The organism is Polaromonas aquatica (assembly GCF_042659145.1).
GTDB classification, from domain to species: Bacteria; Pseudomonadota; Gammaproteobacteria; order Burkholderiales; family Burkholderiaceae_C; genus Polaromonas; species Polaromonas aquatica.
In genome coordinates this window covers 131,133-149,272 of record NZ_JBHSRS010000015.1, presented here as the reverse complement: position 1 = coordinate 149,272, position 18,140 = coordinate 131,133, and the positions used below count along the sequence as shown (strand labels likewise).

The following is an 18,140-nucleotide window of genomic DNA, read 5'->3' as shown; positions in this document are numbered from 1 at the left end:
TTTCGTCCAGGGAGGCATCTTGCAGGGTCAACGCATCGGCTACGTCCGGGTCAGCAGCTTCGACCAGAACCCGGAACGGCAACTTGAACACGTCGAAGTCGGCAAGGTGTTCACCGACAAGGCGTCGGGCAAGGACACCCAGCGGCCCGAGCTTGATTCGCTGCTGGCCTTCGTGCGCGAAGGCGACACCGTGGTGGTTCACAGCATGGATCGCTTGGCGCGCAACCTCGATGACTTGCGCCGCCTCGTGCAAAAGCTCACCAAGCGCGGCGTGCGCATCGAGTTCGTCAAGGAGAGCCTGACCTTCACCGGCGAGGATTCGCCGATGGCGAACCTGATGCTGTCGGTCATGGGGGCGTTCGCTGAATTCGAGCGGGCCTTGATCCGCGAGCGGCAGAGGGAAGGCATCGCGCTCGCCAAGCAACGCGGAGCCTACCGGGGCCGCAAGAAAGCGCTGTCGCCCGAACAGGTAGCCGATCTGCGGCAGCGGGCCGCCGCCGGCGAACAAAAAGCGAAGCTGGCCCGCGAGTTTGGTGTCAGCCGGGAGACCCTGTATCAATACTTGAGAGCGGATCAGTAAATATGCCACGTCGTTCCATTCTGTCCGCCGCCGAGCGGGAAAGCCTGTTGGCGTTGCCGGATACCAAGGACGACTTGATCCGATACTACACGTTCAGCGATACCGACCTCTCCATCATCCGGCAACGGCGCGGGCCTGCGAACCGCTTGGGCTTTGCAGTTCAGCTCTGCTACCTGCGCTTTCCCGGCATCCTCCTTGGCGTCGATGAGCCGCCGTTTCCGCCCTTGCTGAAACTGGTCGCCGACCAGCTCAAGGTCAGTGTCGAAAGCTGGGGCGAGTACGGGCAGCGGGAGCAGACCCGGCGCGAGCATCTGGTCGAGTTGCAAACGGTGTTCGGCTTCCAGCCCTTCACCATGAGCCACTACCGGCAGGCCGTCCACACGCTGACCGAGCTGGCCATGCAAACCGACAAGGGCATTGTGCTGGCCAGCGCCTTGATCGAGCATCTGCGGCGGCAGTCGGTCATTCTGCCTGCCCTCAACGCCGTCGAGCGGGCGAGCGCCGAAGCGATCACCCGCGCCAACCGGCGCATCTACTACGCCTTGGCCGAACCACTGTCGGACGCGCATCGCCGCCGCCTCGACGATCTGCTCAAGCGCCGGGACAACGGCAAGACGACTTGGCTGGCCTGGCTGCGCCAGTCACCCGTCAAGCCCAATTCGCGGCATATGCTGGAGCACATCGAACGACTCAAGGCATGGCAGGCGCTCGATCTGCCTACCGGCATCGAGCGGCTGATCCACCAAAACCGGCTGCTCAAGATCGCCCGCGAGGGCGGCCAGATGACACCCGCCGACCTGGCCAAGTTCGAGGCGCAGCGGCGCTACGCGACCCTGGTGGCGCTCGCCATTGAAGGCATGGCCACCGTCACCGACGAAATCATCGACCTGCACGACCGCATCCTGGGCAAGCTGTTCAACGCCGCCAAGAACAAGCATCAGCAGCAGTTCCAGGCGTCCGGCAAGGCGATCAACGCCAAGGTGCGGCTGTTCGGGCGTATCGGTCAGGCACTGATCGAGGCCAAGCAATCGGGCCGCGATCCGTTTGCCGCCATCGAGGCCGTCATGTCCTGGGACGCCTTCGCCGAGAGCGTCACCGAAGCGCAGAAGCTCGCGCAGCCCGAGGACTTCGATTTCCTGCACCGCATCGGCGAGAGCTACGCCACGCTGCGTCGCTACGCGCCGGAATTCCTCGCCGTGCTCAAGCTGCGGGCCGCGCCCGCTGCCAAGGATGTGCTGGAGGCCATCGAAGTGCTGCGCAACATGAACAGCGACAACGCCCGCAAGGTGCCCGCCGACGCGCCAACCGATTTCATCAAGCCGCGCTGGCAGAAGCTGGTGATGACCGACACCGGCATCGATCGGCGCTACTACGAACTGTGCGCGCTGTCGGAGATGAAAAACGCCCTGCGCTCCGGCGACATCTGGGTGCAGGGATCGCGCCAGTTCAAGGACTTCGAGGACTACCTGGTGCCACCCGCGAAATTCGCCAGCCTCAAGCAGGCCAGCGAATTGCCGCTGGCCGTGGCCACCGATTGCGACCAGTACCTGCATGACCGGCTGACGCTGCTGGAAACGCAGCTCGCCACCGTCAACCGCATGGCGCTGGCCAACGAGCTGCCGGACGCCATCATCACGGAGTCGGGCCTGAAGATCACGCCGCTCGATGCGGCGGTGCCCGACACCGCGCAGGCGCTGATCGACCAGACAGCAATGATCCTGCCGCACGTCAAGATCACCGAACTGCTGCTGGAGGTAGACGAATGGACAGGCTTCACCCGGCACTTCGCGCACCTGAAATCGGGCGACCTGGCCAAGGACAAGAACCTGCTGCTGACCACGATCCTGGCCGACGCCATCAACCTGGGTCTGACCAAGATGGCGGAGTCCTGCCCCGGAACGACCTACGCCAAGCTCGCCTGGCTCCAAGCCTGGCATACCCGCGACGAAACCTATTCGTCGGCGCTGGCCGAACTGGTCAATGCGCAGTTCCGGCATCCCTTCGCCGAGCACTGGGGCGACGGCACCACGTCATCGTCGGACGGCCAGAATTTCCGAACCGGCAGCAAGGCCGAGAGCACTGGCCACATCAACCCGAAATATGGCAGCAGTCCTGGGCGGACTTTCTACACCCACATCTCCGACCAGTACGCGCCATTCCACACCAAGGTGGTCAATGTCGGCGTGCGCGACTCGACCTATGTGCTCGACGGCTTGCTGTACCACGAGTCCGACCTGCGCATCGAGGAGCACTACACCGATACGGCAGGATTCACCGATCATGTATTTGGCCTGATGCACCTGCTGGGCTTCCGCTTTGCGCCGCGCATCCGCGACCTGGGCGACACCAAGCTGTTCATCCCCAAGGGCGACACCGTCTACGACGCGCTCAAGCCGATGATTAGCAGCGACAGACTGAACATCAAGGCTATTCGCGCCCATTGGGATGAAATTCTACGGCTGGCCACGTCGATCAAGCAGGGCACGGTGACGGCTTCGCTGATGCTGCGCAAGCTCGGCAGCTATCCGCGCCAGAACGGCCTGGCCGTGGCCCTGCGCGAGCTGGGGCGTATCGAGCGCACGCTGTTCATCCTGGATTGGTTGCAAAGCGTGGAGCTGCGCCGTCGCGTGCACGCTGGGCTGAACAAGGGCGAAGCCCGCAATGCGCTGGCCCGCGCCGTGTTCTTCAACCGTCTGGGTGAAATCCGCGACCGCAGCTTTGAGCAGCAGCGCTACCGTGCCAGCGGCCTCAACCTGGTGACGGCGGCCGTCGTGCTATGGAACACGGTCTATCTGGAACGGGCTGCGCACGCGCTGCGGGGCAACGGCCACGCCGTCGATGACGCGCTGTTGCAGTACCTGTCGCCGCTCGGCTGGGAGCACATCAACCTGACCGGCGATTACCTCTGGCGCAGCAGCGCCAAGATCGGCGCGGGCAAGTTCAGGCCGCTGCGGCCGTTGCAACCTGCTTAGCGTGCTTTATTTTCCGTTTTCTGAGACGACCCCAGCTGAGGCAGTCAAGCTATTGCTTGAAGAAGGAGCGGACCCGCAACTCAAGAACCAGCAAGGCATGACAGCGATCCAGTTCGCCCAACGCGCCAATCGCAAGGACGTCGCGGAGCTCATCGCCAAATCGATACGAAGCCAACGCCCGCCAGGACAGTGGTAACAGAGCGGCTATTCAAGTGCGGCGGAGCCATTCGGCGTTATTCGCCGCGCTAGAACGGTTCGCAAAATCAGGCTGGGTTTGCCCCGGCTTCTTGCTGCGCGTCAACTTTTGCTTCGTCGCTGGCCTTGGGTGGGCACGTCGTTGCCAATTTCGGTGTATGAGCGTTGTTCGGCTTGCCCTAATTAGCTTGGGGGAGCGTCAGACGTACAAGGATTATTTAAGGAGTGTTCGAAAGATTACTTAAGATTTCTGAATGTGGATTCTGAGGTGTGCTTTCATTACTCAATAGTTCCACGATGTATATTATGTTAAATAATAGAGCGGTGTGAAGCACCGCGATACTACCGCAAACGGCCTTTTTGGTTGACTGCAGCGTTAGTGACCATATTTGTGGGGGCAACCTACGTCAGCACCCCTAAAAACCATGGTTAACAGGTGTCAAATGACCAAGGAACTGGACGCATTGGGAAATCCCAAAGCCACATAGCTTTCGGATGCTTCGGCGGATGCTGTCTGTGTTTGCTCCACGCCGGCAAATGCTGACGGATGTTGCTCCCGCTGATCCGTCTCCTGTCCGTCTTTACTTCCCCCGGTTGAATGCTGTCGTAGGTTGCTTCGGGTTCGCAGGTAGCGAGGTCCGACAGGGTTAATTGCCTTTTCTTTATAAATCAACCACTTAGATCGTTGGCGACATGGTGGTGGTTGCTGAAGTCGTCCACCCTTTCCTTATTCCATGCGGGTTTCCGTCAGTTTCAACTTAAGACGGCCTTGTCCGGTTGGACATCAATGAGATTTGTCACGCCTTTAACGCCAGAAATTTTGGCTACGACTTCCTGAGCATGAAGCCGTTTGTAGTGCAGTCCTACACGTCCTGTCAGGGTGACCCATCCGTTGTTGATCGAATACTGAACCTGTCGCCTGGGAATACCCACGATCCACTCAAGGACGTGATCCGTGGCTGCAGCAATTTCTTCTTCGAGTTGCTTCGCAGAACCATGCGGAATTGACTAATCTCGCCGGCTTTCCGCATCGTAGGTGCTTTGTCGCTTCATGAAAAATCGCCCATCCTCACCAAATGCATTGGCGCTGTCGGTTTAGAGCTCTTTTGGCCGGTTCCCGCGTGTTCTTGCGATATATCAAATGCCATTTCCCACAACCCGGCGATGCTTCTGATTCACGTCAATCTTGGAGAAGATCATGATGCCATTACCCAAAGAAAGATCCAAGCGAGATCTTTTGCTGGTAGTTATCGCGGTCAGCAGCTTAGTGGCGCATGCTCAAACGGTGCCGGTGCAAACTCGTGGGGAGTTGTTGTACACGACGCATTGCATTACTTGTCACACTTCGGAGATGCACTGGCGCAACAACAGGCGAGCCTATGACTGGACCAGCCTGAACGCACAGGTTCGCCTTTGGCAAGGCAACACCGGACTGCAATGGAGCGAAGCAGATATCGCAGCGGTCGCAGGCTACCTGAATGACACGATTTACCAGTATCCGCAGACGTCGCCCTATGTTGAGGCAGTACGTCAATAGGTATCAATGTAATTGCCGGCGGCGCTTATGGCTTCGGTCAGATCGCAACTTGCGCGAAATCCATATAAGTTGATAAAAAGCAATCGAAATAAATCCTGTCCAGACAGAATCAAGAACATCAGGAAGCATCGGCCAAAACAAAAGGAGCGCCGGCCGACTATACGGGCAGCCAAACAGATAGACATCCGGAAACAACAATGAACTCTCCAGATCAAAGCACACCGGATGGGCGATCAGGCTCGCAAGGCGGGCGTTCGTCAGACGTTTTCCTGTGGCCTGACTTCCTTGCAGGTCAGCCCAGTCGGCCAGTACGGGTCGCGCTCGTAGACGACGATGCATTGATCAGAAGAGTGATTTCCGGTGAACTATATAAAGATGCGCGTACTGACGTCGTCATGCAGTCCGCCACTCTAAGGGACGCTAGGCGCCTGATTTCCATGCATACATTTGACGTCCTGTTGGTCGATATCACCCTGCCCAATGGCAATGGACTCGATCTAATCGCCTACACAAAGTCCGTACACCCCAAAGCGGAGATTATTGTTATTTCAGTTCTGGATAATGAGCAGTACGCGCTACTTGCATTTGAGTTGGGGGCGGTAGGCTACCTTGTGAAGAATTCCTGGTTCGGGAACTTCGTAGAGGCGGTGCTTCAGGTCGCCAACGGTGGCGCATACATTACGCCCAATATTGCGCGAAAACTCCTGAGAAAGCTTGAGCCGTCACAAGGGGGGATTGCCCCCTCCCCCAGCAACAAACAAGAGACCCTGTCGCCCCGTGAAAAGGCTGTACTCTCAAATATTACGGCGGGCTACACCAGCATCGAGATAGGGGATCGTTTGAAGATCAGCACGGAAACCGTCAATACCCACATAAAGCACATATACAACAAGCTCCAGATTCACTGCCGGGCTCAGGCCGTAAGCGTCACAGCCCAGCGTGGACTCATCTAGTCAAAGACGTCCACTCATGGGAACGCAGGACGGCCCTCTATGGCCGATGCACCCAGGTCCAACTCAGGCGGGGATTCATCTACAGCCGACTCGGAAGGATACTGATTGGTGGACGACATGAAAACGCTGATTCCGTCTTTGTTAGGGGCTCGGCAACCAAAGCAAGCTCTTTCAAGGTATCTACCGTCGCTTCCGACGCATCATTCCGGCGCTTTATCAGACGCTGCTGGAGGACGCTTTGGGATGCCTTGCATTCCATGATCACAAATGGCACGGCGGCCTCGACTGCCAGTTCCCTGAAAATTTGACGATCGGCCTGGCGCAGGAATGCCGCGTCAACAATGACCGCAAAACCCGAATCCATTATTTTCTTTGCTAGGCTTCGCAGGTGTGCGTAAGTTCGAGCGCTGGAGCTGTCGCTGTAGATGCTCAACCCATTGGCAAGAGATCGATCGAGCATATGCAGACCAGAAAGTCGCTTGCGCTCAACATCGGAACGGATCCGAATGGCACCATCTCGCTCAATCAATTGCCCGGAAAAGAATGTTTTGCCCGAACCTGGTAGTCCGGTTGTTATGAATAGCCATGGATTACCGCCGTGTGCCCACGCCAGTGCGGTGTTGAAGTAGCGCCCTGCACTCACCAGTCCGGATGATCCTCGGAGGTATTCAACCTGTGCCCGCACTAATGCTCGATAGACTACAGAAAAGCGAAGTCCGGTAAGCGCGTCATGATCCCCGGTATGCTCCAGCCAGGTATTGAGAAGGTGATAAGCAAAATCATCCCTGCCATGCGCTGACAGGTCCATGATGGGAAAGGCTATATCGTCAAGAACATCGATCCATCGAAGGGCCGGCGAAAATTCAACGCGATCAAATACGGTTATTCGAGCATCAAGGCTACCGACATTCCCCAGATGAAGGTCACCATGGCATTCCCGTACGTGCCCATCTACATGCCTCTTTTCCCAGAATGGCCTGAGTGATTCAGCTTCGGTGATCAACCAGTGTTCCAGCTTCCTTGCTGCAGCGGGTGTAGCGATTGGCCGTACGCCGTTGAGCGCAGCGAGAGCGCTGCCAGCTCGTCTCGCCGGATTTGCAAATCGCGCAACGGCGGCCTTTGGGGCACACATATGCAGCTCTGCCAGTAGGACAGCGAGATCCTCAATGTCGGACATGCTCAATGTTTGCGCCGCCAGTCTTTCTGAAAAAAGCGATCCGGGTGACAACCTGCGCATGTGCACCGCATAGTCCAATACAGGACCTGGCCCGTCGAGCAAGGGAAGATGGGGTGAGCCACCGATTGGAACTACACCAAGATACATGGCCGGCGCCAATTGTTTGTTCAGACGGAACTCCTCCAGGCAGTAGTGATGCCTGGCTTCAAGCGTGCTGTAGTCTACAAAAGGCAGGCTGACTTTTTTCTTGATCTTCCATGCCGAATCACCGGACAGCAAAACCCAGGAAAGCGGCGTTTCCAATACCTGGGCATTGATGGAGCGCGCCAAGGGCGCAATGAGCGCACCAACCTCCGGCTCAACCGCACGACTCTCCAACGAAAGCCTGACTCTGCGCGATTGCGCTGCGAGGGTCGGTAACATGTTGAATCTCCATCGATAGGGTTAACGCTTCGCCCTGCAACGGCTGTTGCCTGGCACATGAGGTCGCTTGGTTCCGTGGGTCGCAAGAACGTCATCAGAAGCTGCCCAATCTGACTGACAAAGTGCGCTTTGCGAATTTGTCTGGCGTGATTTGCTTGTTGGCGTTCGGGTAATTGTCTGATTGGAGTTCGGCTGACGCATTGATTTGGCGCAATGCATCAGGCAGTTGTCTGGCAGCTATCGCGACCAGAGGTGCTGATTTCCCAGTGCTTTAGACTGGCCTGGTTTTCCATTGATTGAGCCAATCGCGCGCCCATACAGACAGGCTTCCATCCATATTCAGCAGCGTCACATCAGCATGCAACGGTATCTTCTAGAACGCAGGCACCGAGGGCAAAAAGTCGTCGTAATGTCTCTTGTATGGAAACCGGCCATCAGTGCAGTTGCAGTCGCAGTCGCAATTCCACCGTGTCGTCTGAGGGGCCGTTTGAGACTAAAAATCCGGCCTGCCTGGCAAGCGATGCCATACCGATGTTCTCTGGCAGGCATTGCCCCACGACTTCACTTGTGCCCCGCTCGCGCAGGTAGCAGGTCAACTTGTCCAGCAAGCGCCGGCCCAGCCCCTTGCCTTGCCAGTCGGACGCCACCTGAATCGCAAATTCCGCCTGCAGATTGTCGGGATCGCACACAGCCCGTACTTCTGCCACCATGGTTGGGTTCTCACACTCCCCGGGTGCCAGCGCGATGAAGGTCATCTCGCGGTCATAGTCGATCTGGCTGTAGCGCGCCAGCTCGGAATGCGGCACCTCGCGCCGCGCCATGAAAAAGCGCAGGCGCATGTCGGAGGGAGATGCCTTGGCATAGAAGCCCATCAGGCGCTGACCATCTTCGGGACGGATCGGTCGCAGCAGCAGGTCACGCCCCGCCAACTGGAGACGCTCTTCCAGCGCCGACGGATACGGGCGTATGGCAAGCTGGCTACCCTCTCCTGCCGACGCCGGCCGCAGCCTGACCCGGGTATCCAGTGCGAGAACCCCCAGTTCATCAACCAGCAGCGGGTTGATGTCAAGTTCCGCCAGCCAGCCAAGGTCGCAAGCCATTTGTGAGACTTTCAACAGTGTGGCCAGCAACGCGTGTTCATCGGAGGGTGGGCGGCCGCGGTAGCCAGCAAGCATGGGAGCAAGCTGGCTTTTGACAATCAGGTCACGGGCCAGATTGCCATTGAGCGGCGGCAGTGCCACCGCGTGCGCTTTGCTCAGTTCGACAGCGGTTCCACCCTCGCCCAGCAGGACAACCGGGCCGAACACGGCATCGGTGGCGATACCCACAATCAATTCATGAGCTCCGGGTCGCCGAACCATGGGCTGGACGGTGAAGCCGAGCACCACGGCCAGCGGCAGCAAGCGCGCCACCTGCTGGCGCATCTTCATGGCGGCCGCCCTGAGTTCGTCCGCAGTCGCCAGACCAAGCGCCACGCCGCCGACGTCCGATTTGTGGATGACCTGGGGCGAAACAATCTTCAGTACGACGGGATAACCCATGCGATCGGCGACGATGACTGCTTCTTCAATGCCCTGGATCTGCTCAGTCTCGACGATGGGGATACCGCAAGCCTGCAACAACATTTGTGCTTGTGCCGCGTTGAGCCACTCCTGGCCGTCACGCAGCGCCTGCTCCAGAAGCAACTGAACGCATTGTTGATCGGGCATGAGGCCGTCCAGCGCAGCGGACGGGATCTGCTGAAGGGCTTCCTGGTTGCGTGCGTGGTTGAGCAGTTGTAACCATGCCGTCGCCGCGCGTTCCGGCGTGTTGTAGCTGGCAATGCCCGCCGAACCGCAGGCGGCGCGCGCCGTCGCCACGGCTGCGCCGCCCAGCCAGCAACTCAGCACCGGCTTGGCGGACTGCTGGATCAGCGGCAAACAACTTGATGCAATCGCTGCTGCAGGAACGATTGCTGTAGGCGCATGCATGAATAACACCGCGTCCACATCGGGTGCAGCCAGCAACACGCGCAATGCGTCTTGATAGCGGGTAACGGGTGCATCACCGATGATGTCGACCGGATTGCCGTGCGACCAGGAGGCTGGCAGGCATTGATCTAGGGCTGTCAGAGTTTCTTCGCCCAGGCGGGCCAGCTTGCCCCCGCCCAGCTCCAGCGCATCGGCCGCCAGCACGCCGGCGCCGCCGCCATTGGTGAGGATCACCAGCCGCTCACCGCACCAGGGGCGTATATGGGCTAGTGTTTCGGCGGCATCGAACAGCGACTCCAGCGTGTCCACCCGCAGCATGCCGGCCCGCATGACGGCAGCGTCAAATACCTCGTCAGAGCCAGCCAGGGCACCGGTGTGCGAAGCGGCGGCCCTGGCGCCATCAGGCGCCCGTCCAGCCTTGACCATGATCAAGGGCTTGTTGCGCGCGGCCGCCCGCGCGGCCGACATGAACTTTCGCGCCGCCTTGATCGATTCCGCATACATCAAAATGGCCCGGGTCCCCGGCTCGCTGGCCAGGTAGTCGATCACGTCGCCGAAATCTACATCGGCGCTGTCGCCCAGCGAGATAAAATGTGAAAAACCGATACCCCGACTGTTAGCCCAGTCCAGCATGGCAGTCGCCAGCGCGCCCGACTGGGTCACAAAGGCCAACCGGCCCGGTTCCGCATTACCCGGCGCAAAGCTTGCATTGAGGTGGGCGCCAGGGACCAGCGCGCCTATGCAATTCGGTCCCAGAATGCGCAGCAGGTAGGGCCGCGCAGCGTCCAGCATGCGCTGCTCCAGCGAAAGACCATCGTCGCCTGCTGGCTGTTTCAGGCCTGCCGTGAGCACCATGGCGGCACGTGTTCCCTTGCGCCCCAAGGCAGCAATCAACCCCGGCACAGTGGTTGCCGGTGTGCAAATCACGGCCAGGTCAGGCGCCTGCGGCAGCGATTCGATATCTGGCCAGGCCTGCTCACCTCCGACACTCGCATGCCGGGCATTGACCGGCCAGACTGGTCCCTGAAACCCTCCAAGCTTGAGGTTGCGCAGCACAACCGCCCCTAAGCTGCCTTCACGGTCGGAGGCTCCGATCACAGCCACCGAAGCGGGCTGGAGCAGGGCTTCGAGATTGCGTACGCTCATGAATATCCTTGAACTCCGATGGGTCATCCCGCCTGATAACTTCAGGTTAACGCAATGATCACGCCATCACTTGCGCCAGATCAAGGACCGAACGCTTGCGCGCCAGAAAATGACCTTTAAGTAGGACCATTCAGTACGACCAATGAGGAAATTCCTGTGGACACATACAACAGTAGCCTGGCCCCCCGATTCAGCCAGCTTCTTGCTCAACGCGAGGCGGAATTACGCGCCATCCTGCGCGCTGGAGGGAGTCTGGCTGACCAGGGGGAACGAGCTGCGCCGCATGATGTCATGGACTTCAAGGATATGGCCACGGAACAGTCACTGTCCACGATCAGCGAAGCCAAAGCGGAGCATGCCGCCCAAGATCTGGCGCAAGTTCTCGCGGCCCGCCGCCGCCTTGAAGACGGCAGCCGCGGCAAAGCTTCGAGCTATGGCCGTTGCCTTGATTGCGGCGAAGCGATCGACCTGCGGCGGCTCTCGGCACTACCGGAAACACCTTATTGCACCGCATGCCAATCCATTCACGAGCAGGCGCGATCACCAGCCCTGCGACATTGATCCCGTCACCGCCAACCACCCCGAAAGGAGCCCTCATGAGTACAAAAACTTCCCACGCCGCCCCGTCCACCGAGACTATGACCGCCAGATCGGCGCCCTGGAACCTGCTGGCCGACCTTGGTCGCCAACAGCTTATTCTGGCAACTGAAAGCGCCTGCGCCGTATTTCGCGGCTCCGAAGCCATGCGGAAAATCCAGCAGCAAGCCGCGCATCATGCTTCGGTGCATCATGAGGCGGTCGCGCAGAAGCTGCGCAGTCAGAGCGAACCATCCGATTGGCTGGCCATTCAGTCGGAGTTGATGCGCTTTGACCTGCAAGGCGCGACCCAATATTGGCAGCAGTTGGCTGCTGCGATGATCAAGACGCAAGTCGATATGGCGACTTGCGGCACTCATCTGCTCCATACAGCACCCGAGAATGGCCTGAAGCCGGCATTCGAGGCCTGGCAAGCGATCTTGCATAACTCGCTGAACGGCACAGCAAACCAGGCAAACACGCACTGACCGCCAGTCGGGCCTCAGTTCGGGTGCACATAACCATCCGGTGCAACCTGAATAAATGTGGATACCTCTGAAGCACTTTGGTGTATCAAGTAGCGTGGAGTTTGCACTTTTGATCAGGGTATGTGGAGCCTGACGCCCTGCCCTTGGCAAAAAAAAACGGCATCGGCACACAGACATAGGTTGTTCGAATCGATATGGTGCAATGCCGCAGGGATTGATCGCACCGACCCCAAACTGGAATTCAGCCCATGATGCGCGCGATGGTTCTGCACAAACCTGGCGAGGCGCTACGCCTGGAGAAGCGCCCGGTTCCCGAGCCGGGGCCGGGTGAAGTGCGTCTGCGTGTCGAAGCGTGTGCGGTGTGTCGTACCGACCTGCATGTCGTTGACGGGGAGCTACCGTTGCTGCATCTGCCGCTGGTACCTGGCCACGAGATCGTCGGCATTGTCGAGTGCATCGGAGATGGTGTGTCTGAGCTGGTCCCTGGCGATCGTGTCGGAGTGCCTTGGCTCGCGCACACCTGCGGACATTGCGCCTTCTGTCGCTTGGGCCGCGAAAACCTTTGCGACCAGCCATTGTTCACCGGCCACGGACGCGATGGCGGTTTCGCCACGCATGTGGTCGCTGAAGCCGCTTTCTGCCTGCCGTTGACAGTGCTGACAGATGCGGTTCACGTTGCGCCATTGATGTGTGCCGGGCTGATCGGCTGGAGATCGTTGCGTATGGCCGGCGATGACGCCCTGAAACTCGGCATTTACGGCTTTGGCGCGGCTGCGCACCTGATTACCCAGGTTGCGCTACACCAGGGTAGGAACGTCCACGCGTTCACCCGCACCGGCGATATACAGGCACAGAAGTTTGCCCGCTCGTTAGGCGCAGTGTGGGCCGGCGGATCGGATGAGACGGCATCCGAACTTCTGGATGCTGCCATTATCTTTGCGCCTGTCGGCGAGTTGGTACCCCTCGCGCTACGCGCGGTGCGCAAGGGTGGCCGCGTCGTCTGCGGCGGGATCCACATGAGCGACATCCCGTCTTTCGCATACAGGCTGCTGTGGGAGGAGCGGCAATTACTATCAGTAGCCAACCTCACACGTGCCGATGCGGCGGAGTTTCTCCGCTTCGCATTGAAGGTGCCTTTGCGCGTTGTAACGACAACCTATCCGCTGGAGAACGCCAATGAAGCGCTGGACGATTTGCGGGCGGGTCGACTGCTAGGTGCTGCCGTGCTGGTACCTTGAGCTGATCTGAAAATTCAGTGAGCGAATGTCTTGAAGGCATGCCCGGAAGGCCCCCGAAAGTCCCAATGAAACGGCTGGAGAAAGCACTCTCACCCCCTCAATTCCGCCCTGACCACTTCTGCGACGAAAGAAATTTTCCAATCAGGCTCACATTGCCGGTTCGCACTTGACTTTCATCAAAGGTGGATCCGCGGTCTATGCCATCCTCGGTCATGCGTATCCAGGTTCTGGCACGATAGGAAAGGCAAAGAATGTTCAGCAACATCCTCGTTCCATTCGACGGAAGTTCAACTGCTGAGAATGCGTTGCACGTCGCCATTGGCCTGGCAGATCGAAAAGCCACCAAACTGACGTTGCTGTATATCCTGAATGAATATGCCGCGATTGGTGAAATGCAAATGGCATCGCCTTCGCTGTACCTCACTCATATGGAGGGGCTGCGCCGCCACGGTAACGAAGTGCTGGAAGAAGCCAGGATCATCGCCGCGAGTGCCGGTATTGAAGCTCGTGTGATTCTGTGCGAAACCAGGGTTCGACGAGCGGCAGACGCAATTTGTGAAGAAGCAGCCAAAGGCTACGATGCCGTAATCATGGGAACGCATGGCCGTCGCGGTTTGCAGAAGCTGATGCTTGGCAGCGATGCAGAACGCGTATCTCGCGCCTGTACCATTCCTGTATTACTGGTGCCCCAGGTGAGTACCCCGTATGCCATCGACTCACCTTTTGAATCGATGGCACAACACTTGGAAGCGGCGCGCATCAGGGCAAGAATTCCGGATGATGCACCGCGAGTCCTGCCCAAGCCGCGCATGGAAGGCGGCATGCCACTTTTGAGCGCACTGAAATTGCGTCGCTCTGTACGCACATTCCAGTCCAGGCCGCTGCAGCCTCAAATATTGTCTGATTTGCTATGGGCTGCGTTCGGGATCAACCGCCCTGGTGATAATAGAACTGCTCCGTATTGGCGACACGTGAAGGTGATCGAAATCTATGTAACAACGGCAGAAGGAACATGGGTCTATGAACCGGCACGGCATCGCCTGCTTCCATGCAGCACCGAGGACCTTCGCGATCGCACGGGAACGCAAGACTTTGTCGCCTTGGCGCCGGTGAACCTCGTTTATGTTGCCCATGGGGAGCGGATGACAAACCTTTCCATGCAGGATCAGCGTATCTATGCTGGCGTGGACGCCGCATTCATAGGACAAAACGTGTATCTGTTTTGCGCCTCGGAAGGCCTTGCCTGTGTTTTTCGTGGTGCGCTGGATCCGGTGATGCTTGCCCGAACCCTTAATTTGCCAGAAGGCCAGTTCGTAACGTTCGCTCAGACGGTAGGTTTCGCGCCAATGTGATGCAGCGGTCCTATGCACAACGCTCCTGTCGATTAGTGGTCTGGGATCCGGAATGCTACGGAGTCGTTGAGCGGCTGTCCATGAAGTACGCAGCTATTCACAAGCAACTGGCCTGACGGAGTCGACTTTGGGGCTGGCGCCAGGTCTGTTCATGGCCTTGATTTCACCCAGGCACCATCCACCTGGCCGTGGATGGCGTCAAGTGGCGAACTGGTTCGTTCGGTGCAAGAATCAGGGCATCGGTTGCTGGGCGGTATTCCGTTCAGCACAGCTTGTCTAAGGAGCGCGGGACATGAAACGTGATCGTATTGGCCGGTCTCAGGATCTGACGGTCACCCAACCCATCAGCCTGGACGTTCTGAAGGAGAAGTACCTCAAATCCGGCGAATCCGGCATGGAAGATGTATACCTGCGCGTGGCGCGCGCCCTGGCCTCGGTCGAGCCCGAGACAGAACGAGCAAAACACGAGGAGATGTTTCTCGAAAACCTGCGCGTTGGCGCCATCGGTGCTGGCCGCATCATGAGCGCTGCAGGAACCTCCATACAGGCAACCCTTATCAACTGTTTTGTCCAGCCGGTGGGTGACTGCATCCAGGGCACTGACGACGGAGGCTTTCCCGGTATTTACGAGGCGCTGCGTGAGGCGGCCGAAACCATGCGGCGCGGTGGCGGTGTGGGTTACGATTTTTCGCGAATTCGACCGCGCGGTGCGGAGGTCAAGACCACGGCGTCGATGGCGTCGGGTCCGTGCAGTTATATCAATGTGTTCGACCAGTCGTGTGCCACTGTGGAAAGCGCTGGTGCGCGGCGCGGCGCGCAGATGGGTGTGCTGCGCATCGACCATCCCGACGTGCACGAATTCATCACAGCCAAGCGTACACCGGGTCGTTGGAACAACTTCAATGTCTCCGTAGGCGTGCCGGACACCTTCATGCACGCGCTTGCCGAAGGACATCCCTGGGAGCTGGTGCACAAGGCCAAACCTGGCGCCCAACTGATCTCGCAGGGCGCGTTCCAGCGTGCAGACGGCCTGTGGGTTTACCAGACGGTGGCGGCGCGCGCGTTGTGGGACACAGTAATGCGCTCGGCCTATGATTTTTCCGAGCCCGGCATCCTGTTTCTGGACCATATCAACCGGGACAACAACCTGCGCTACTGCGAGGAGATTGCGGCGACCAATCCCTGCGGCGAGCAACCGCTGCCGCCCTATGGCTGCTGCGACCTGGGGCCCATCATCCTCACGCATTTTGTGCATCATCCCTTCGGTTTCAGTGGTACTCCGGACTTCGATTTCGAGGCTTTCGCCAAGTCGGTGACGACCCAGGTACGTGCGCTCGACAACGTGCTGGATGTCACTTTCTGGCCGCTGCCGCAGCAGAAAGCCGAGGCCTCCGCCAAGCGCCGCATAGGAGTCGGTTTCACCGGCCTGGGCAATGCACTGGCCATGCTCTGCCTGCGCTACGACCTGCCGGAGGGCCGCGAGATGGCCGCGCGCATTGCCGTAGGCATGCGCGATGCAGCCTATGCTGCATCGGTGGAATTGGCAAAGGAAAAGGGTGCGTTTCCGAAGTTCGATGCGACAGGCTATCTTGCCGCCGGCACCTTTGCCAGTCGCTTGCCACTAGCCCTGCAGCAGCTCATCCGTGCGAACGGCATCCGCAACAGCCATCTGTTGTCGATTGCACCGACCGGCACCGTCAGCCTGGCGTTTGCCGACAATGCGTCGAACGGCATCGAGCCTCCATTCTCGTGGGTGTACCGGCGCAAGAAACGCGAGTCCGACGGCGGCACCACCGACTACGCAGTGGAAGATCACGCCTGGCGCTTGTTCCGCAAACTCGGCGGCAATATAAAGCAACTGCCCACCTACTTCGTCTCAGCTCTGGAGATGTCCGCAGCCAGCCACATCGCCATGATGGAGGCGGTGCAACCCTTCGTTGATACGGCTATCTCCAAGACTATTAACGTCCCGGCGGACTATGCATACGAGGACTTCAAGGGCCTGTATCAGCAGGCCTGGCTCGCAAAGCTCAAGGGCCTTGCCACCTACAGACCGAATGCCATACTCGGCTCAGTGCTGGAAACTCACGCCGCCTCCACCACCATGCCGTTGGCAGACCCGATGCGGGCGGTGATTGAGAGCCGTCCCAAAGGCGCGTTGGCGGCGGTGGCTGAAAAGGTCGATTACTGGACACAGGAGGGGCGCAAGACGCTGTATATCGTGGTGTCTTTCTTGCCCGTACCGGCCGTCGTGGGCGAAGGCATGGCTGAGCGTGCCATCGAATTTTTCATGCCCGTCGGTCAGAGCGGTGAATCGCAGCAATGGATTACCGCCAGCATGCGCATGCTCTCGCTGGCGGCGCGTGGCGGCTTTCTCGAACGTGCGCTCAGCGACATGCGCAAGGTGGCGTGGGACCGCGGCCCGGTCCGCCTGGGAACATACGAAAAGGCCGACGGCACGCGCGTTCCCCTATGGCACGACTCGGAAGTGGCAGCCATTGCTTACGCGGTTCAGAACATCATCGCTCGCCGCGCCGGCACACGGGTCGCTGGTGGATCGATACCCGTGGTTGATCCTCTGGTCGAGGCTGCCCTGTCATCGCCGGTGATGGCTGGAAAGAAATGCAGTGAGTGTGGTGCACATGCCGTGATCCGCAAGGACGGCTGCGATTATTGCACCCAGTGTGGTCACCTTGGGCTCTGCGGATGAGCGAGCTCTCCGTGGTGGTTCTTCCCGCAGGTATGGCTTGATTTCGCCATATCACCGCTGGGCATACCTTGCGTGCTGTGCCGTGCCTGGTGCCTGATCTATTTGGTATTCAAGAGGGCGTAAAGGAGATACCCACACCACTTCCTGTGCCAGGGAGCAGGCAACAGGCAAAGTCGACGCCGGATATTTCCCGATGTGTAGGCGATGGCGGGCCGCTCAGGGGGCGAGCACGCGCCCTATGCGCAGCTCCAGTTCGCTGAGGCCAAAACTAGTGAGGTCCAGGTCATGCGTTGTGGATAGAAGACGCTTGGTCACCGCTCCCAACTCGGCCTTGAGCTGGCCCAGGAAAGGTGATGATGCAAATATGACAAGCGAGCGGCATTTCCCCTGGGTCGCAGCCTTCTCCAATTGATCTGCCAATTGCCGGGCAAACAGTGTGTGCTCCTTGCTCTTGGCATCGTGGCGTGGCTCGAAAACTGCACCGCCGTAACTGCGATCGGTGCTTTCGTGACCAGCCCGATCAGTGGCAAGGGCGCTGATTTTTTCCCTGCTACTCGGGTGCGCGAAGCTTTCGAGTATCACCATCGGGCTGCCCCTCTCTTGCTCCAGTAGCCGTGCATGGGTTGCATTCGCGATCAGTATCCAGTCGGGTTTCATGCTCATGCCTTTCGAAGTGGAGACAATGATCGGCTTGGCCCGGCCGGGCAGCCTTGATCATTGTCAAACCCGGCTGCAAAAAAATGCGAGCCAGGGATCGCAAACGCCATCAAGCACCGTCCGTCAGACCCATCAAATTTCCCGCAGCGGGCAGCACATTGCACGA

14 protein-coding genes are annotated in these 18,140 nt (G+C 59.0%); 9 read left to right on the top strand and 5 right to left on the bottom strand.

Going from position 1 to position 18,140, the window contains the following annotated elements; genetic code table 11:
- Positions 1–19: 19 nt before the first annotated feature.
- The gene (locus ACFQND_RS07045; protein ID WP_011239984.1) at positions 20–580 is read left to right on the top strand and encodes a recombinase family protein; all 561 of its coding nucleotides are present in this window, start codon (positions 20–22) and stop codon (positions 578–580) included.
- 2 nt (positions 581–582) lie between these two features.
- On the top strand, positions 583–3,552 hold the full coding sequence (locus tag ACFQND_RS07040; RefSeq protein ID WP_011239983.1) for a Tn3 family transposase: 2,970 nt from the start codon (positions 583–585) through the stop codon (positions 3,550–3,552).
- Between the two features lie 948 nt (positions 3,553–4,500).
- Here the strand turns inward: ACFQND_RS07040 and ACFQND_RS07035 are convergent.
- Positions 4,501–4,716: a BON domain-containing protein gene (locus ACFQND_RS07035; protein ID WP_377412772.1), complete on the bottom strand. Its 216-nt coding sequence runs from the start codon at positions 4,714–4,716 to the stop codon at positions 4,501–4,503.
- 229 nt (positions 4,717–4,945) lie between these two features.
- Here ACFQND_RS07035 and ACFQND_RS07030 point away from each other — a divergent pair, with 229 nt between their 5' ends.
- Positions 4,946–5,284: a c-type cytochrome gene (locus ACFQND_RS07030; protein ID WP_371436068.1), complete on the top strand. Its 339-nt coding sequence runs from the start codon at positions 4,946–4,948 to the stop codon at positions 5,282–5,284.
- Positions 5,285–5,287: 3 nt separating this feature from the next.
- Here the strand turns inward: ACFQND_RS07030 and ACFQND_RS07025 are convergent, their stop codons facing one another.
- Positions 5,288–5,623 carry a hypothetical protein gene (locus ACFQND_RS07025; RefSeq protein ID WP_371436118.1) on the bottom strand — a complete coding sequence of 112 codons (336 nt, stop codon included), beginning with the start codon at positions 5,621–5,623 and terminating at the stop codon, positions 5,288–5,290.
- An 11-nt stretch (positions 5,624–5,634) separates the two neighbouring features.
- On the opposite strand from ACFQND_RS07025, the gene ACFQND_RS07020 reads away from it, so the two are divergent.
- Positions 5,635–6,237, top strand: a complete 603-nt coding sequence (locus ACFQND_RS07020) for a LuxR C-terminal-related transcriptional regulator (RefSeq protein ID WP_371436115.1) — start codon at positions 5,635–5,637, stop codon at positions 6,235–6,237.
- A gap of 79 nt (positions 6,238–6,316) precedes the next feature.
- Here ACFQND_RS07020 and ACFQND_RS07015 read toward each other — a convergent pair whose 3' ends face one another.
- Both ACFQND_RS07015 and ACFQND_RS07010 read right to left on the bottom strand, forming a co-directional pair.
- Complete coding sequence (locus ACFQND_RS07015) at positions 6,317–7,837, bottom strand: bifunctional aminoglycoside phosphotransferase/ATP-binding protein (RefSeq protein WP_371436069.1); 1,521 nt, start codon at positions 7,835–7,837, stop codon at positions 6,317–6,319.
- Between the two features lie 434 nt (positions 7,838–8,271).
- Positions 8,272–10,953, bottom strand: a complete 2,682-nt coding sequence (locus tag ACFQND_RS07010; RefSeq protein ID WP_371436070.1) for a bifunctional acetate--CoA ligase family protein/GNAT family N-acetyltransferase — start codon at positions 10,951–10,953, stop codon at positions 8,272–8,274.
- A 156-nt stretch (positions 10,954–11,109) separates the two neighbouring features.
- Between ACFQND_RS07010 and ACFQND_RS07005 the strand changes: the two genes are divergently transcribed.
- From ACFQND_RS07005 to ACFQND_RS06985, 5 genes are all read left to right on the top strand, one after another.
- Positions 11,110–11,514: a TraR/DksA family transcriptional regulator gene (locus tag ACFQND_RS07005; RefSeq protein WP_371436071.1), complete on the top strand. Its 405-nt coding sequence runs from the start codon at positions 11,110–11,112 to the stop codon at positions 11,512–11,514.
- A gap of 35 nt (positions 11,515–11,549) precedes the next feature.
- Positions 11,550–12,017, top strand: a complete 468-nt coding sequence (locus ACFQND_RS07000) for a phasin family protein (RefSeq protein ID WP_371436072.1) — start codon at positions 11,550–11,552, stop codon at positions 12,015–12,017.
- 239 nt (positions 12,018–12,256) lie between these two features.
- On the top strand, positions 12,257–13,255 hold the full coding sequence (locus tag ACFQND_RS06995) for a zinc-dependent alcohol dehydrogenase family protein (RefSeq protein WP_371436116.1): 999 nt from the start codon (positions 12,257–12,259) through the stop codon (positions 13,253–13,255).
- 251 nt (positions 13,256–13,506) lie between these two features.
- Positions 13,507–14,607: a universal stress protein gene (locus ACFQND_RS06990; RefSeq protein WP_371436073.1), complete on the top strand. Its 1,101-nt coding sequence runs from the start codon at positions 13,507–13,509 to the stop codon at positions 14,605–14,607.
- A gap of 292 nt (positions 14,608–14,899) precedes the next feature.
- The gene (locus ACFQND_RS06985; protein ID WP_371436074.1) at positions 14,900–17,317 is read left to right on the top strand and encodes an adenosylcobalamin-dependent ribonucleoside-diphosphate reductase; all 2,418 of its coding nucleotides are present in this window, start codon (positions 14,900–14,902) and stop codon (positions 17,315–17,317) included.
- Positions 17,318–17,533: 216 nt separating this feature from the next.
- Here ACFQND_RS06985 and ACFQND_RS06980 read toward each other — a convergent pair whose 3' ends face one another.
- On the bottom strand, positions 17,534–17,974 hold the full coding sequence (locus tag ACFQND_RS06980; protein ID WP_371436075.1) for a host attachment protein: 441 nt from the start codon (positions 17,972–17,974) through the stop codon (positions 17,534–17,536).
- Between the last annotated feature and the right edge of the window lie 166 nt (positions 17,975–18,140).

What these genes read in the sequence shown, in the direction of transcription:
- ACFQND_RS07010 (WP_371436070.1), bottom strand. Translation starts at nt 10,953, where the DNA reads ATGAGCGTACGCAATCTCGAAGCCCTGCTCCAGCCCGCTTCGGTGGCT.
- ACFQND_RS07025 (WP_371436118.1), bottom strand. Translation starts at nt 5,623, where the DNA reads ATGCATCGTCGTCTACGAGCGCGACCCGTACTGGCCGACTGGGCTGAC.
- ACFQND_RS07000 (WP_371436072.1), top strand. Translation starts at nt 11,550, where the DNA reads ATGAGTACAAAAACTTCCCACGCCGCCCCGTCCACCGAGACTATGACC.
- ACFQND_RS06990 (WP_371436073.1), top strand. Translation starts at nt 13,507, where the DNA reads ATGTTCAGCAACATCCTCGTTCCATTCGACGGAAGTTCAACTGCTGAG.
- ACFQND_RS06985 (WP_371436074.1), top strand. Translation starts at nt 14,900, where the DNA reads ATGAAACGTGATCGTATTGGCCGGTCTCAGGATCTGACGGTCACCCAA.
- ACFQND_RS07015 (WP_371436069.1), bottom strand. Translation starts at nt 7,837, where the DNA reads ATGTTACCGACCCTCGCAGCGCAATCGCGCAGAGTCAGGCTTTCGTTG.
- ACFQND_RS07030 (WP_371436068.1), top strand. Translation starts at nt 4,946, where the DNA reads ATGATGCCATTACCCAAAGAAAGATCCAAGCGAGATCTTTTGCTGGTA.
- ACFQND_RS07040 (WP_011239983.1), top strand. Translation starts at nt 583, where the DNA reads ATGCCACGTCGTTCCATTCTGTCCGCCGCCGAGCGGGAAAGCCTGTTG.
- ACFQND_RS06980 (WP_371436075.1), bottom strand. Translation starts at nt 17,974, where the DNA reads ATGAAACCCGACTGGATACTGATCGCGAATGCAACCCATGCACGGCTA.